This window comes from Streptomyces venezuelae, assembly GCF_008642375.1.
Taxonomy (GTDB): Bacteria; Actinomycetota; Actinomycetes; order Streptomycetales; family Streptomycetaceae; genus Streptomyces; species Streptomyces venezuelae_G.
Genome location: NZ_CP029194.1, coordinates 8,172,864 through 8,186,428, shown reverse-complemented (window position 1 = coordinate 8,186,428; position 13,565 = coordinate 8,172,864). Strand labels below are relative to the sequence as shown.

The 13,565-nt window shown below is 71.4% G+C and carries 15 protein-coding genes; 8 read left to right on the top strand and 7 right to left on the bottom strand.

Going from position 1 to position 13,565, the window contains the following annotated elements; translation table 11 throughout:
• The first annotated feature begins 357 nt into the window (after positions 1–357).
• Positions 358–960, top strand: a complete 603-nt coding sequence (gene thpR, locus DEJ46_RS37250) for an RNA 2',3'-cyclic phosphodiesterase (RefSeq protein ID WP_150273483.1) — start codon at positions 358–360, stop codon at positions 958–960.
• A 37-nt stretch (positions 961–997) separates the two neighbouring features.
• On the opposite strand, the gene DEJ46_RS37245 is transcribed toward thpR, so the two are convergent.
• The 3 genes from DEJ46_RS37245 to DEJ46_RS37230 all read right to left on the bottom strand — a co-directional run bounded on the left by DEJ46_RS37245 (position 998) and on the right by DEJ46_RS37230 (position 3,662).
• On the bottom strand, positions 998–1,609 hold the full coding sequence (locus DEJ46_RS37245; RefSeq protein ID WP_150273481.1) for a hypothetical protein: 612 nt from the start codon (positions 1,607–1,609) through the stop codon (positions 998–1,000).
• Positions 1,610–2,074: 465 nt separating this feature from the next.
• Entirely contained in the window at positions 2,075–2,836 is a 762-nt protein-coding gene (locus DEJ46_RS37235; RefSeq protein ID WP_411757848.1) for an NPP1 family protein, read from the bottom strand.
• 133 nt (positions 2,837–2,969) lie between these two features.
• The gene (locus DEJ46_RS37230) at positions 2,970–3,662 is read right to left on the bottom strand and encodes an alpha-ketoglutarate-dependent dioxygenase AlkB (protein WP_150273477.1); all 693 of its coding nucleotides are present in this window, start codon (positions 3,660–3,662) and stop codon (positions 2,970–2,972) included.
• Positions 3,663–3,808: 146 nt separating this feature from the next.
• Here DEJ46_RS37230 and DEJ46_RS37225 point away from each other — a divergent pair, with 146 nt between their 5' ends.
• The 3 genes from DEJ46_RS37225 to DEJ46_RS37215 all read left to right on the top strand — a co-directional run bounded on the left by DEJ46_RS37225 (position 3,809) and on the right by DEJ46_RS37215 (position 6,792).
• Complete coding sequence (locus DEJ46_RS37225) at positions 3,809–4,063, top strand: hypothetical protein (RefSeq protein WP_150273475.1); 255 nt, start codon at positions 3,809–3,811, stop codon at positions 4,061–4,063.
• A gap of 104 nt (positions 4,064–4,167) precedes the next feature.
• Positions 4,168–6,273 (top strand): HEAT repeat domain-containing protein, encoded by a 2,106-nt coding sequence (locus DEJ46_RS37220; RefSeq protein ID WP_150273473.1) that lies wholly within the window; start codon positions 4,168–4,170, stop codon positions 6,271–6,273.
• A gap of 150 nt (positions 6,274–6,423) precedes the next feature.
• The gene (locus tag DEJ46_RS37215) at positions 6,424–6,792 is read left to right on the top strand and encodes a hypothetical protein (protein ID WP_223835372.1); all 369 of its coding nucleotides are present in this window, start codon (positions 6,424–6,426) and stop codon (positions 6,790–6,792) included.
• 18 nt (positions 6,793–6,810) lie between these two features.
• On the opposite strand, the gene DEJ46_RS37210 is transcribed toward DEJ46_RS37215, so the two are convergent.
• Positions 6,811–7,710, bottom strand: coding sequence for a DMT family transporter (locus tag DEJ46_RS37210; RefSeq protein WP_223835545.1), 900 nt, complete (start codon positions 7,708–7,710; stop codon positions 6,811–6,813).
• Between the two features lie 148 nt (positions 7,711–7,858).
• Here DEJ46_RS37210 and DEJ46_RS37205 point away from each other — a divergent pair, with 148 nt between their 5' ends.
• Together DEJ46_RS37205 and DEJ46_RS37200 are read left to right on the top strand one after the other, a co-directional pair.
• Positions 7,859–8,791: a LysR family transcriptional regulator gene (locus DEJ46_RS37205; protein WP_190623080.1), complete on the top strand. Its 933-nt coding sequence runs from the start codon at positions 7,859–7,861 to the stop codon at positions 8,789–8,791.
• A 335-nt stretch (positions 8,792–9,126) separates the two neighbouring features.
• Positions 9,127–9,558, top strand: a complete 432-nt coding sequence (locus DEJ46_RS37200) for a hypothetical protein (protein WP_150273471.1) — start codon at positions 9,127–9,129, stop codon at positions 9,556–9,558.
• Positions 9,559–9,647: 89 nt separating this feature from the next.
• Here DEJ46_RS37200 and DEJ46_RS37195 read toward each other — a convergent pair whose 3' ends face one another.
• Positions 9,648–10,190 carry a GNAT family N-acetyltransferase gene (locus DEJ46_RS37195; RefSeq protein WP_150273469.1) on the bottom strand — a complete coding sequence of 181 codons (543 nt, stop codon included), beginning with the start codon at positions 10,188–10,190 and terminating at the stop codon, positions 9,648–9,650.
• A gap of 136 nt (positions 10,191–10,326) precedes the next feature.
• Here DEJ46_RS37195 and cpt point away from each other — a divergent pair, with 136 nt between their 5' ends.
• On the top strand, positions 10,327–10,848 hold the full coding sequence (cpt, locus tag DEJ46_RS37190; RefSeq protein WP_150275103.1) for a chloramphenicol phosphotransferase CPT: 522 nt from the start codon (positions 10,327–10,329) through the stop codon (positions 10,846–10,848).
• A gap of 96 nt (positions 10,849–10,944) precedes the next feature.
• Here the strand turns inward: cpt and DEJ46_RS37185 are convergent, their stop codons facing one another.
• The gene (locus tag DEJ46_RS37185) at positions 10,945–12,081 is read right to left on the bottom strand and encodes a radical SAM protein (RefSeq protein ID WP_150273467.1); all 1,137 of its coding nucleotides are present in this window, start codon (positions 12,079–12,081) and stop codon (positions 10,945–10,947) included.
• Between the two features lie 115 nt (positions 12,082–12,196).
• Entirely contained in the window at positions 12,197–12,391 is a 195-nt protein-coding gene (locus DEJ46_RS37180; protein ID WP_150273465.1) for a hypothetical protein, read from the bottom strand.
• A 535-nt stretch (positions 12,392–12,926) separates the two neighbouring features.
• On the opposite strand from DEJ46_RS37180, the gene DEJ46_RS37175 reads away from it, so the two are divergent.
• Positions 12,927–13,523 (top strand): hypothetical protein, encoded by a 597-nt coding sequence (locus DEJ46_RS37175; RefSeq protein ID WP_150273463.1) that lies wholly within the window; start codon positions 12,927–12,929, stop codon positions 13,521–13,523.
• Positions 13,524–13,565 lie beyond the last annotated feature (42 nt).

Genomic DNA, 13,565 nt, shown 5'->3' with positions numbered 1-13,565 from the left:
TCGTCGCACTCGGACCCGTCGTCGCCCCGGCCGGACCGGGGCTTCCGCCCCGCGGCCCGAGCATCCGGCGACCGCCACCCGTAACGCGACGCGACGCCGTCCGTACGTCACCGTCCCCCGGGAACTCAACTCGCGCAATATTGTTGAACGTTAGGACGGAAATCCGATGGTGGCGGCATCACGGACCGACGGTCGACATCGGAACGCCCGGGGCCCCCACCCGCCCCCGCGCGGCCCCGCCTTCACTCGCGCCCCGCAGACCACATAGCCTCGTGCGACGAGGGGACTGCGGGCCGGCGGGACGGCAGGGACGCGGCTCCCGTCGACACAGCACGAGCGGGAAACGGAAACCGGAAGATGACTGAGCCAGCGGGTGGGGCCACCCACTCCGAGCCCGCCGAGACGGTACGCGTGTTCATCGCGCTCGCGCCGCCCGACGAGGCGAAGGACGAGCTGGCCCACGCGCTGGGCCCGGCCTACGAGGCGTACCCGCGCATGCGGTGGAACCGGATCGAGGACTGGCACATCACGCTGGCGTTCCTCGGCGAGCTCCCCGTCGCGGCCGTGCCGCTCCTTCGGCCGCCGCTCGCGCGCCTGGCGGCGAACCGTCGCCCCCTGGAACTGGGGCTGCTGGGCGGGGGGCACTTCGACGAGCGCGTGCTGTGGAGCGGGATCGACGGGGACGTCGACGGCCTTCAGCAGCTCGCCGCCGAGGTGCGTACCGTGGTGCGGGAGTGCGGCATCACCTTCCAGGAGCGCCCTCTGCGCCCCCATCTGACACTGGCCCGCGCGCGGCGCGACGACCCGGCGAGCGTGACGGAGGTCGCCGCCCAGCTGGCCGGCTTCACCGGCCGCAGATGGCGGACGGAACGCCTCCACCTGGTCGGAAGCAACTTCGGCCGCGGCCCGGCGCCGATCCGCTACCGCGACATCGAGGCCTGGCCGTTCGCCGGGCCCTGAAACCGGGGCGGGGTCGCTTCGCGGGAACTCGCACGTCCTAGGAAACGAAGCCCACGACACCGAATCCGGGGCGCGACGCCACGTGGCCGAGCCAGCCCATCACGTCCATGACGGCGTCGACGACCTCGGGCTCCAGAGGCGGCGCATGGCCCGCCTTCTTGGTCTCCTCGAACTGGGCCAGGGCCTCCAGGCACTGCTCGTGCGTCCACTCGCCGCAGCGCGGCAGGTCATAGGACGGGACGCCCTTGGGGAAGCCGCCGGAGTAGCCGAACTCCGCCACCGAGACGGCGGTGATCCGCAGCGCGCGCAGCCCCTCGTCGACCATGTCGAGCCAGTCGCCCCGGAACGGACTGAAGCAGGAGTTGTCGAGGAAGGACCCGGTCAGCGAGCAGAGGCGCTTGTAGGCGTAGCCGTACTGGAAGGCGTACTGGCTGTTCTCGGGGAACGGCCCGCCGTACACCACCGTCCGCAGCGCCTCGTACGCGGTGGGGGCGCCGTCCGCGATCTCGGAGGAGAACCAACTGTCGTCGGACGCCAGGTCGTCACCGAAGCTCTCGCGAACGACCTGGAGCAACTGGTCGTCACACGACCCGACGAAGGCGCGCGCGGCCACGGGATCGATCAGGTACACACTCAGGGATGAACTCATGTGATCACGTTAACCACCGGCACTGACAACGCGATCACCGGTGGCGCGACGCTTCAGGCACGCCGCAGACGGGCCTCCTTGCCCACTCCGACCCGTCGAGGATCGGTTCCTCTTCGTTGCTGGTGGAACCACGCCGCTTTCCCCCAGCCTTCGGGGGGTACGGCCGCTGAGGGCCGGGGAGACGGGGGTCTCCGACGAGGAGGCATCCGCTTCCGGTGTCGTCGTCGGCGCCTTCGGTTCAGCGGGCCGGGTGGTACCCCCGCCCACGCCGCCACCTGCCCCGGCCGCAGCCGAGTCGCTGGGCCGCCGCCCGTCCGGCCTCGCGCCGTCGACCACGGGAAACAACCAGGCCAGCAATCCGACGACGAGGCGGGAGGGGTTGCTGCGGGGGTGGCAGGAAGTGGGCTCCGAGCGCCGGGACATGCACATGGACGCCTTGCTCGGCGGCGACCGGAGCCCCTCTTCTCAGGCGTAGGGGTCGAAGGGGATGCCCGACGGTTTCGCCTTCGCCAGGTGGGCGGCGAAGTTGCCGTCCTTGAGCCCGAAGACCGCGCTGCCGAAGTTCGCCTGGGTGAGCTTGTCGCGCAGGCCGGCGGGGTACCCGTTCCAGCCGACCAGGCTCGGGAACTGCCAGGTGTGCTGGTGGTTCTCCGGCGGCTCGTCGTTCGAGTTGGCCGGGCGGAAGCAGTGGGTGCTGATGCCGTCCTTGTGGTAGACGATCTTGGGGTGGGTGCCGTCCCAGCGGATCCGGTCACGGCCGTACACCGAGAAGCCTCCGTGGGCGGATGTGGAGACGTACTGCGCCTGGTTGTTCTGCACCCACACCACGACGTGCTCCCAGTCGTGGCGGTGTCCCCCGAGTCCGCTTCCGGCCACGGCCTGGTCCTTCTCGAAGTACAGGCCGTAGATGATCGCGCACCAGCCGTTGTTGCACTTGTACCGCGCGTACCCGTTGGTGTTGGTGAGGTCCCAGGAGTCGCGGCACTGGCCGTTGAGGGCGCCGGAGGGATTGAGTCCACCGTTGATCGTGCCGTCCGCCCCGATGGCGGGCGTGGGGTAGCAGCCGTCCGTGTCGTAGTCGTATGCCGGCTGGAACGTCTGCTCCAGGCCGTCCGCGTTCGCGGGCAGAGCCGGGGGCGGAGCGGCGAACGCGCTGCCCGGCAGGGCTACCAGCAGCGCGAGCGAACTACCTAGGGTGAGTGCTCCCTTGACGAGGTGGCGCTTGATCCTCACTCCGACTCCCTGACCTGGACTGGGCGGCGCACGCCGGCGCACGTTGGCGCGGTTGGCATGCCCATTCCAATGGGTCAGGAATCATGCACAGTCGAAGCGGATCAGAGGGACAGCAGAGCCACGGCGGTCAGGCCACGCCTCGCGGGCGGAACTGCACGCTGATGCGCGGTCCGACGGCCCGTGTCGTCTTCGGGACGGCGTGCTCCCAGGTGCGCTGGCACGAGCCGCCCATCACCACGAGATCCCCGTGCCCCAACGGGAGGCGCAGCTCGACGGGGCCGCCTCCGCGCGGCCGGAACGCGAGATCGCGAGGATCTCCGAGGGAGAGGATGGCGACCATCGTGTCCTCCGTGGCGGAACGCCCGATGCGGTCGCCGTGCCAGGCGACGCTGTCGCGCCCGTCGCGGTAGAGACAGAGCCCGGCGGTGACGAAATGCTCGCCGAGCTCGGGCGCATAGTGCCCGTTGAGGGCCTCGCGCGCCTCCAGGAGCGCGGGGTGCGGGAGGGGGTCGCCCTCGCGGTAGTACGCGAGGAGGCGCGGCACCGCGACGACCCGGTCGTACATCTCGCGCTCCTCGGCCTGCCACGACACGCAGCTCGCCAGCTCCTCGAAGAGGGCATCGGCGCCGTGGAACCAGCCGGGCAGATGGTCCACCCACGCGCCTGCTCCACCGCCGCCGTCGCCGTCGCCGTCGCCGTCGCCGTCGCCGTCGCCGAGCATGATCCGCCGGAGGCCGCCCAAGGGACCAGGTCCAGTGTCGGCGCCCTGGTCGAAGAGGGAGCCCTGGAGGCCGGGGAAGGCAGGTCGTGATGCCGTCATGGGTCCAGCATAAACCCAATATCGAACATGTGGTCGAATGAGCTTCCGGGCCGGCGTGCGGGGACGCTCGTTGGGCCGGCTCGCGCAGCGCGGCGCCGGTTTCTGCGGAGTTCTGGGAGTCGGAGGCCCAGGCCGCACGCTGGAGCATGACCGGCTCGCCGACCGTCCTCCTCGACGGCGTCGACCCCTCCGCGCAGCCCGCCGCCGTGGGTGACTGCTGCGAGAGCGAGGGATTCGACGTCGTCGGTCAGGACGCGGTGATCACGTCCCTCGACCCGGTCACCGAGACGCCACCGCCCGCACCTGGGCGAAGGCGCGTCCCGCGATCCGGCCGGATCGTCGGCCCGCAGGACGCGGAGAAGCTCGCCACGCAGACCTTCGGACCGCTGCCGGCCCCCTGACTCACGCCCTTGCGCTCCCCGGCGCGCTCCTGCTCCTCGGTGTCCTCGTCATCGAGACCCGCCGCGGTCCGTGACGACTACGGCACTCCGGCACACTGGTGATCATGTTCACGGGGATCGACGACGTCGACTGGGCGTCCATGGATCATGCGTACGGCGACGCCTCCGACGTGCCGGAGCTCCTGCGCGGGCTCGCCTCGGCCGACGCGGCCGAGCGGGAGATCGCGCTCGACGGGATGTACGGCGCGGTGCATCACCAAGAGGACGTGTACGACAGCACAGTTGCGTGCGTCCCCTTCCTCTTCGAGCTCGTCGCGACGGCCGGGCTGCCGGGGCGGGGCGAGATCGTCGAGTTGCTCCGCAGCATCGACGGCGACGGCCGCGACCCCGAGCAGATGGACTTCTGGTCCGACGACGAGGACGAGTACGCCGCCTGGGTGGAGACCCTCGCGCGCGCCGAGTCGGACACCCGGGCCCGCAGCGGGGTACTCCTCGACGTCCTCGCGGATCCCGACCCCCGGCTGCGGCGGGCGGTGCCCGGGGCGCTCGTACAGTTGCACGGCGATCCGGAGGAAGTGCTGGCGGTCCTGCGGCGGCGGCTCGCGGTGGAGCGGGACGGGGGCGTCCTGCGGGCGCTGGCTGCGGCCGTGGGAGAACTGGGCGTCCGGGAAGGGAAGTCCACCGAGGCGTCGAGTGCCGTCCTGGCCGACCTGCTCACGCGTGGGGACGGGCCGGGTGGCCCGGGGCTGCGGCTGTCGGCTCTCGTACAGCTGGCGCGCTGCTCGCCGTCCGGGCCACTTCCGGAGCGGGCCGCAGGGATCGCCCTCGATGCCATGCGGGAGGCGCTGGAGGAAGAGGCCGAGGAAGAGGGCGTCGGGGCCGGGGCCGGCGCCGAGGTCGGGAGTCCGACCCTCATCTCGTACCTCCGCCGCCTCAAGGCGTCCCAGCGCGGCTCGGTGAAGGCTCCTTGGGCCACGGAGCTGCTCGGAGAGCTGCACCATGCCCTGGGGGATCGGGTCGCCGAGCGTTTCTCGCTCCTTGAGGACCAGTTGCGCAGTCCCGACTGGGGACAGCGGCGCGAGGCGATCGACATGGGCGGCCTGCTCCTCACGGGCTGGCGCGGGCCCCACGAGGAGTCCGTACGACTCCTGGGCGAGCAGCTCCGGGAGGCGGACCACCGGATCGTCCGGTGGGCTGCCGCAGAGCTGGAACGGCTGTACGCGATCGGGGGCCCCGCGGCGGACGCGCTGGCCGCTCGGGTGGCGGCGGGACCGGAGTTCCTCCCGCAGGCCCGGTGGCGCGAGACGTCCTACGGGGCGGCGGTGAGCGCGCTCGCCGCACAGGGCGACGCGCGGGCCGTTCCCGCGCTCGTCGACGTGCTGCGGTTCGGCGAGGTGCCCGAGGACCTCGGTGACTGGATCGGCAGGATGGCCCCGGCGGCGGCCGCCGAGCTCGCTCCCGTGCTGCTCGGGAGGCTGGCCCGGATCGCCCCCGGGAAGCAGCCCCGTCGTACGGACCACCTCCTGAAGGCCGCCGTCGCCACCGGTGTCGCCGAGGCGGTCGGACCGGCGCTGAGGATCCTGCGGGCACCCGTCGACACGGCCCGTCCCGTGCTCCGGGACGCCGTGCAGGCACTCGCCGAGCTCGGCGAGCCGGCCCGCGAGGCCCTCCCGGAGCTGCGGCGGCTGGCCCGGGACGGCGACACGCATCTCCGTGTCCACGCGGCGGCTGCGCTCTGGTCCGCCGGGGGCGGGACAGAGGACGTTCTGCCCGTCCTGTCCCTGGGGCTCACCGCGGACCACTGGTCGGGGCGCGTCGACGCGCTGCGGCTGATCGCCCGCGTGGGGACCGAGGCCGCGGGTCTGCTGCCCGAGCTGCGCCGGCTCGTCGCGTCCCCCGAGGAGAACGGCGGCTGGGTCGCGGGCGCCCTCGCGACCGCCCTGTGGGAGGCGGGCCGCGACGAGGACGAGTCCCTGCCCGTGCTGCTGCACGCCTGGTCCGCGCACGTCGACAACCGGCCGGACGTGGCGGGCGTGTGGGCACGGATGGGTTCCGCGGCCCGGTCCGCCGTCCCGGTCGTCCGCGAGGAGCTCGCCGCCGTCCGCCGCCACAACAACACGGGCGGCACGGGCAGGATCCGCTACCGCTGCGCCGATGACGAACTGCTGCTCAGGCACGGGCGGGCGCTCCTGGAGTCCTGCGACGGCTGAGGCGGCGTGGACCCCGGCCGGCGCGTTACCGCGTGGCACGGCGGGCGGCGGCGCGCGTAGCCTGCGGGCGTGCATCAGCTCCGAGGCCGCGGTCGGCGCCGTCCGGCTCGTCGCGCGAGACGGGTTCCCGCCGGCCGGCCGGATCCCCCTGTGGCGGTTGCGGGGGCCCGCGTCGTCCTCGTCGGCTACTTCTCCGCGAAGGAGAAGCAGCACGCCGCGGTCATGGACGAGGCGGACGCGCAGCTGACAGCGCGCGGCGCCCGGGTCGTGGGGCGGGTCGTGCAGCGGCGTGGCGTCTCGGCCGGCGGCGTCGGGAAGATGGCTCTTCCGTACTCCTCGCGCACGCTGCTGAGCAGCGGCAAGGTCCGTGAGCTCGCCGAGGTCTGCGAGGAGGCCGAGGCGGACATGGTCCTGGTGGTGGTCGCGGCGGCTGCTCTGACCGACCATCAGCAGTGCGTGCTGACCGGGGTGTCGGGCCGTCCGGTCGTACGTCTCGCCGAGGCCCTCGGCGCTGCATGACCTTGCTCTCGGCAGCGGTCAGCCGCGTACGGACGACCGTGACCGCGGCGCCGGTGGCCGGGTCCTCCCGGGCGCCGGATTCCTGCGGCGCGTCATGCCCACGCCCACCAGCACGATCACCATGCCCGCCGCCGCGCGCGGGCTGAAGGGCTCGTCCAGCACCACGAATCCCAGGACCAGCGACACCACGGGCAGCAGATATCCGACGGTCGCGGCGTTGGTGGCGCCTTCGGCGGCGATGATCCGGTACGTGAGGTGGAACGTGATCCCCGTGGCGAAGATCCCCAGGATCACGACCGCGATCAGGCTCTCCGCGGCGATGTGGGCCGGGGGCCGGCCGTCGAGCGGCAGGCTCAGGCCGGTCAGGACGGTCGCGGCGAGGAGTTGGGCCGAGGAGAGGGAGAGCGTCGCGTGGCCCCGCCCCACGAGGTGCCGGCCCATGTACGCGAAGCCCACCGCATAGCTCGCCGCCGCCGCGACGATGGCCAGGGCGCCCCAGCCGACCCGACCCGTGCCCTGCCACGGCGCGAAGATGACCACCACGCCGGTGAAGCCGAGCAGCAGGCCGCCCGTGCGGACGGGGCGGAGCCCCCGCTCCGTACCGAGGGCGAGGCCGAGCAGCAGGGACCAGAGCGGGGTCGTCGCGTTCAGCACTCCGGCCAGTCCGGAGCCGACGGTCTTCTGGCCGAGGCTGAACAGGGCGAAGGGCAGGGCGTTGCACCAGAAGGCCGCCACGAAGACATGGCCCCAGACGGCCCGGCCGCGCGGGAGGCGCAGCCGGGTCACCAGGCACAGGACGAGCAGCGTGCCCGCGCCGAGGAGGCAGCGGGCCACGGTGACCTGGAGCGGGGACAGGGCGCGCAGGGCCAGCTCGATCCAGAGGAAGGTCGAGCCCCACAACAGAGCGAGTACGCCCATCCGGGCCCCGGCCCGCACTCCGCCCTCGGCACTCTTCACTCTCGGTCTCCCCTTCCCAGGACCCCGTCCGGCTGAGGAGAACCACGATGCCGCCCCCTCACCCTTCAGCACCATCACAAGATGGTTCATCACTCTTAAGCTGAGCTACATGCTTGATGTGAGGCGGATGCAGATCCTGCGGGCCGTGGTCACCAGCGGATCGGTGACCGCCGCGGCAGCGGAGTTGGGGTACACGCCGTCCGCGGTGAGCCAGCAGGTGGCTGCCCTGGAACGGGAGGCCGGAACCGCACTCCTCGAACGGGCCGGCCGCGGGGTACGGCCGACGGAGGCGGGCCTGCTCCTCACCCAGTACGCCGCGGCCATCAGCCGCAACCTCACCGAGGCCGAAGCCGCCCTGGCCGATCTGCGGGCCGGCCGGACCGGCAGCCTCGCCGTCCGCTACTTCGGCTCGGTCGGTCCCGCGCTGGTGGCCCCCGCACTGGCCCGGCTCCGCCGGGAGCACCCGGGCGTCCGGATCGACCTCACGCTGCTCGATCCCCAGGAGGCGCTCGCCGAGGTCGCCCGGGGAGACGCGGACGTCGCGGTCGTGGTCAGGCCGCGCGAGGACCCGGCCCCGGGCCTCCGCCTCGTCCGGCTGCTCGACGACGAGTACCTCGTCGCGCTGCCGCCGGGGCACCCGCTGGCCGCGCGGCGCGTCCTCGACCTGGCCGAGCTCGCCGGCGAGCCGTGGGTCGGAAGCGAGCCTCAGGGGCCGTGCCTCGACGTGGTGCTCGGGGCGTGCTCCGCGGCGGGGTTCAGCCCGGACTTCGTGGCGGGCAGCGAGGACTACGCGACCGCGCTGGGGTTCGTCGCGGCGGGTCTGGGCGTCGGCCTCGTCCCGCGGCTCGGCGCGGGCCGCCGCCGTACGGACGTCGTGCTGCGCAGGGTACGGAACCCGCGCCCGGTCAGGACCGTCCAGGCGGCCGTCCGTGAGGGCGCGCCGGGCCATCCCGCCCTCACCACGCTGCTCGAAGCGCTCGCCGAGGCGGGACGACGGTCCGTGCCGGCGGAGGCCGGGTGGCGACCACGGGGCCGCGGGTAGCCCGAGGGCGGCCCGGTTGCCGTCACCTCTCGGCGGGGTCGGCCAGGTGGTCGCCAGTGCTGTGACCGTGAACGTTCACCGGGTCGCTCGGTGTGCTGGCCGGAAGTGACGACGCTTCCAACCATCGTGGGGAGGCAGGGTGGCGCACCCGGTCAGGGTCCGTGGGCTGCCCGAGCAACTCCCACCACCCCAGGCAGCCAGGAAATCGGGCTGCGACACACTGACGTGGCGATCGACAACGCCTTCGTGATCGTCTCCGGTATGCCGGCCAGCGGCAAGAGCACCCTGGCCCGCGGCTCGCCGCGGAACTCGGCCTGCCGGTCATCGACAAAGACGTGATCCTGGAATCGCTCTGCGACTCCCTCGGCGTCGGCGATCAGGCATGGCGTCACCGACTGAGCCGGGCCGGCGACGACATCCTGTTCGCACTCGCTGCCGACGCCGGGCGAGCCGTCCTCGTCAACTGGTGGCACCGCGACACCGCCCCCGCCCGGCTCCACCACCTCGACGCCCAGCTGGTCGAGGTGTCCTGCGACTGCGATACCGAACTTGTCGCTGAACGGTTCCGGACACGCAAACGCCACCCAGGCCACTCCGACCAGGACCTCACCCGCAAGGAGGTCAGCGACCGCGTCGCTGTCTGGGCCGCCCACCCAGGACCGCTCGGACCGGGCGGGCACGCTCTGATCATCGACACCGCCCAGACCGTCGACATCACCGCCCTCGCCAAAGAAGTCGACGCTCTCATCGCCGGCACTCAACGTTGAACTGACAGCGGCACCACGGCCCGCACGGGACGGTCGAACCCCTCACTTCCCGTCCCGGTGAACCTTCCCCGTCACAGCACTAGGGCGGGTCAGTCGCCAGGGCGGTCGATCCGATACACGTAGTGGGCACGGTCGTCGATCGGGTTGTCGGGTTCGAGGGAGGCCTCGGCGACACGGCGAAGCCCGGCCTTCTCCAGGGCTCGCCAGGACGGGCGGTTGGCCGCGTGGACCGGGACGATGATCGTGGTGGCCCGCGGGTGGTCGGTCCAGGTCGCCGCGACGACCGCCCGGATCAGCTCCGCACCGTGGCCCCGACCCGTCAGACCGGGAACGCCGATCAGGTAGTCGAGCGTCATCGCACCGTCCGGAACCTCGACCTCGGCGGCCGCCAGCTCGGCCTCGTACTCCGGGAAGTCGGCGAAGCGGCAGCGCTGGATCAGGCCGATCGGCCGGCCGTCGAGGAGGACGAGCAGGTCCTCCGACGCCTCCTCGCCCCGGGCGGCCGGGCCGAAGTCGCGCGCGACGGCCTCGGGTGAGGTCTCGTGGTTCCACCAGCGTGCGACGTGCGACTGGGACAGCCACTCCCCCACCTGCGGGAAGTCCGCTTCGCCGAGCCTGCGCCAGGTGATCATCGGAGCTGCTCCACGGGTGGCCGGACGGCATCTGTCGTACCCGAGGAAGAGTAGGTCCCGCAGTGGAGGGAAGTCCGGCGAAAACGCGTTTCCCGCCGCGCGCCGGACGCCCTACTGTGACGCGGTGACGACTCAGATGATCATCCTCAACGGCGGTTCCAGCTCGGGAAAGTCCGGGATCGTGAGGTGTCTGCAATCGGTGCTGCCCGATCCCTGGCTGGCCTTCGGCTGTGACTCGTTCGTCGACGCCCTGCCCGCGCGGATGCAGGCCTCGGACGACGGAATCGCGTTCGCGGCGGACGGCGAGGTCAGCATCGGGGCGGACTTCCTCACGCTGGAGGCGGCCTGGCGGGAAGGCGTCGCGACGATGGCCCGTGCGGGCGCGCGGATCATCATCGACGACGTCTTCCTCGGCGGGTCGGCCTCCCAGCAGCGGTGGCGGACGGCGCTGGGCGACGTGCCGGTGCTGTGGGTGGGCGTGCGGTGCGCGAGCGCGACCGCCGCCGGCCGGGAGGTCGCGCGGGGAGACCGTGTCCCGGGCATGGCGGCGACGCAGGCGGAGTCGGTGCACAAGGACGTGTTCTACGACCTGGAGGTGGACACGACGCACACCGAGTCCCTGGACTGCGCGCGCACCATCGCCGCCCGGGTCGGCTGAGACCGGCAGGGATCCGCTTCGGTCCGCACCGCGGCGCCGGACGGACCCCAGGGCGCCTGTCCGGCGGAGCCGTGGCATCCGCCGGACAGGGGTGACTCACCTCATCAACCGACCGGCTGCCACTTCTGATTGGCCGCGCCCTCGCAGGACCGGATCCGCGCTCGGCTTGCTCCGCGCGTCGACTCGTGGCCGAGGGCCGGAACCAATCTGCAGGAGCTGCGGTGCCGAACGCGGCATGCCGACGTAGGGGCAGCGCACGGAGGCCCGGTCGCGGCGTGCCCATCCGCGTACCCAAGGCATCAGGTGCTCGTTGTCGATCCGGAGTGTGCCGTCAGGCAGCAGGTGTCCGACGCTGTTCGCCGGATCATTGAGCGCCACGGTGCACTTCGCGATGCTGCCGTTGGACCGAATGACGAACGAGTTCGGACGTGCCGCGTAGCAGACATCCATTGTTTCGGTTTCTCGCGAGGTGGACGGCCGGGCGCCGAGTACCTCCTCGAGGTCCTCGATGATTCTGGCCCGTGCGCTCCCTGAAATGATGTCAATGGACTCGTCGTTGGGGCCGCCCATTCGTTCGACCGGCCTGAGGCTGACGGAGAAGCGTTCATCGTCAAGGAACGTGTCACGGACCCGAGCGAGGAAGTCCGGCATATATGGCAAGGTGGCGGGCGAGAGATGGATTCGGAGAGTGACACGCACCGGGACCCTGCTGGCCCGGATCGACAACAGATTGTTCCAGATGCGCTGAAAGGTGCCGCTGCCGTTGACTCTGACGCGGGTGGTGTCGTGTACGGCTTCCGGTCCGTCCAGGGAAATCTGGTAGGCGCGGATGCCGAGCGCTGTCAGCTTCTCCGTCGTCGGAAGATCGAGGAGATAGCCATTGGTGGTCATATCGGCCTCGTACCGCAGCTCCGGCCTGGCAGCCACTGCTTCGGTGATGTGGGCCGACACATCCTCCACCACTCCTCGCCCCAAGAGGGGTTCGCCGCCGAACCACGAGATGCTCAGGCGCTGCAGCCCATCCAGTCTTCTGTCCAACAGCCGCTTGACGCCCTGCACGGTGGACACATCCATCTGACCGATCGCAAAGTCCTCGTAGCAGTATGTGCAACGGAAATTGCATTGCTCAGTTGGAAGGATGATCAAGTGCAGGGTTTCATCCGTGAATGATGCGACGAGTTCTTCCTGGAAGGCTTCTTGCGCGCGACTGGACGAGCCGGCGGAATTACTCATGGATCACACCCCGATGCATTGACGAAGGCGAACAGTGTTCGACAGGAGAGGAGTTGGAGTCACCTGCGGCCGGCCAGTCGCGGCCGCAGGCACGTGGGTCTCGGTCGACCGCTGGCTACTCCTCCGGGGTGAAGCCACACATGGGCACGAGGTTGCAACCATTGTTGATCACGGTTCGCGCCATGGCGGGTGAGGACGATTTCGCTTCTCGTAGCTGCGCCGCAATCTCCGGCGCATTGACGATGATGCGGCCTGCGTTGTCGACTTCGACGTCGACCGAGGGCTGGTTCCTGCCCCTTTCAGAACCCATAGCGGTCTCCTTTACGAATAGAGAATCGGCGGCCCTTCCTCACCAACAGTCGTGCGCAGCCTCACCCCCCGCCACTCCCCACAGCCAGACGGGCGACGAGTGGACCTCTTTCATCCTGTGCCGGGAGTGTGAAACGGCCTGGTGGGCGGGGTGTGACAGGGCAGGGCCCCTTGTCGGCGCGGCGACATTCAGCGGACGTGGGCGAACTTCGGCCAACGCCGTGGCTCCCTGAAGCGTGGGGGAGCAGGCGGTTGATCGAGGCTCCGGGAGGCTCCTCATTACGTCAGGAGTAATCGGCCCCCGCCTCGGTGGACCCGAGCGGCAACGGGCCGCATCGGGCGGGAACGAGACGAGGTACGGAATGTTCGCGGGTCGCCGTGGTCTGGTGGGAGTCGTGGTGGGGGCGGCGCATTCATGCAGCGCCAGATCGCCTTCGGTGAGCTGCCGACCGGCGCCCCGCCGGCCGTCGGGGACCTGAGTCACCCCCGGGTGAAGGCCTATCTCGACACCCGGCCTGCGCTACCTGGGCACGGACGTGGTGGCCGACGGCGGTGTCGTGATGTTCGGCCAGTGGAACCGCCGCTGCTACGACCGCTACGCCCTGTTCCGCGACACGCTCCCGGAGCAGGTGCCCGAGGGCCTCTTCGCCGGGATCGCGGACTCCGGCCCGGCCCCTTCCCGCGGCCCGGCGCCCGAGCGCTTGCGGGCCGTGGAGATCCCGGACCGCCTGGCGGCATGGAACGGGGAGGGCGTCGACGCCCTGCTCGCCCGGACGGGCAACGTACGGCTGTCGGGGCCGGGGCTGGACGCTCCGCTGAGGACAGAGGCCGGCAAGCGGGCCTACCTGCAGCGGTTCTTCGGCACGGCGGACGTCCGCTTCAAGTCCGGCCAGGCCGCTTTCGGCAGGACCACGACCTACGTGGAGTGGCACGGCACGGTCTCCGGATCGAAGGGCAGGGACATCCCGTTCGGGATCGTGGAGCGCTTCGGCCCGGGCGGTGAGTGGGATGTCCTTCGACACCCTCGCGCTGGTCGCCGACCGGACGGAGATCGACGCTCTCTTCCGGAGCCTGGCCCAGCCCTAGCTCGTCCTCTGTCCGGCCGAGCCCCCGCGCGGTCGGCTTCACCGTAATCCCCGCCCGTCCTCCCCGGCCGGCGACGTAGGCTTCGGTCG

What these genes read in the sequence shown, in the direction of transcription:
- thpR (WP_150273483.1), top strand. Translation starts at nt 358, where the DNA reads ATGACTGAGCCAGCGGGTGGGGCCACCCACTCCGAGCCCGCCGAGACG.
- DEJ46_RS37245 (WP_150273481.1), bottom strand. Translation starts at nt 1,609, where the DNA reads ATGAGTTCATCCCTGAGTGTGTACCTGATCGATCCCGTGGCCGCGCGC.
- DEJ46_RS37230 (WP_150273477.1), bottom strand. Translation starts at nt 3,662, where the DNA reads ATGACGGCATCACGACCTGCCTTCCCCGGCCTCCAGGGCTCCCTCTTC.
- DEJ46_RS37225 (WP_150273475.1), top strand. Translation starts at nt 3,809, where the DNA reads ATGACCGGCTCGCCGACCGTCCTCCTCGACGGCGTCGACCCCTCCGCG.
- DEJ46_RS37220 (WP_150273473.1), top strand. Translation starts at nt 4,168, where the DNA reads ATGTTCACGGGGATCGACGACGTCGACTGGGCGTCCATGGATCATGCG.
- DEJ46_RS37210 (WP_223835545.1), bottom strand. Translation starts at nt 7,710, where the DNA reads ATGGGCGTACTCGCTCTGTTGTGGGGCTCGACCTTCCTCTGGATCGAG.
- DEJ46_RS37205 (WP_190623080.1), top strand. Translation starts at nt 7,859, where the DNA reads ATGCTTGATGTGAGGCGGATGCAGATCCTGCGGGCCGTGGTCACCAGC.
- DEJ46_RS37195 (WP_150273469.1), bottom strand. Translation starts at nt 10,190, where the DNA reads ATGATCACCTGGCGCAGGCTCGGCGAAGCGGACTTCCCGCAGGTGGGG.
- cpt (WP_150275103.1), top strand. Translation starts at nt 10,327, where the DNA reads ATGATCATCCTCAACGGCGGTTCCAGCTCGGGAAAGTCCGGGATCGTG.
- DEJ46_RS37185 (WP_150273467.1), bottom strand. Translation starts at nt 12,081, where the DNA reads ATGAGTAATTCCGCCGGCTCGTCCAGTCGCGCGCAAGAAGCCTTCCAG.
- DEJ46_RS37180 (WP_150273465.1), bottom strand. Translation starts at nt 12,391, where the DNA reads ATGGGTTCTGAAAGGGGCAGGAACCAGCCCTCGGTCGACGTCGAAGTC.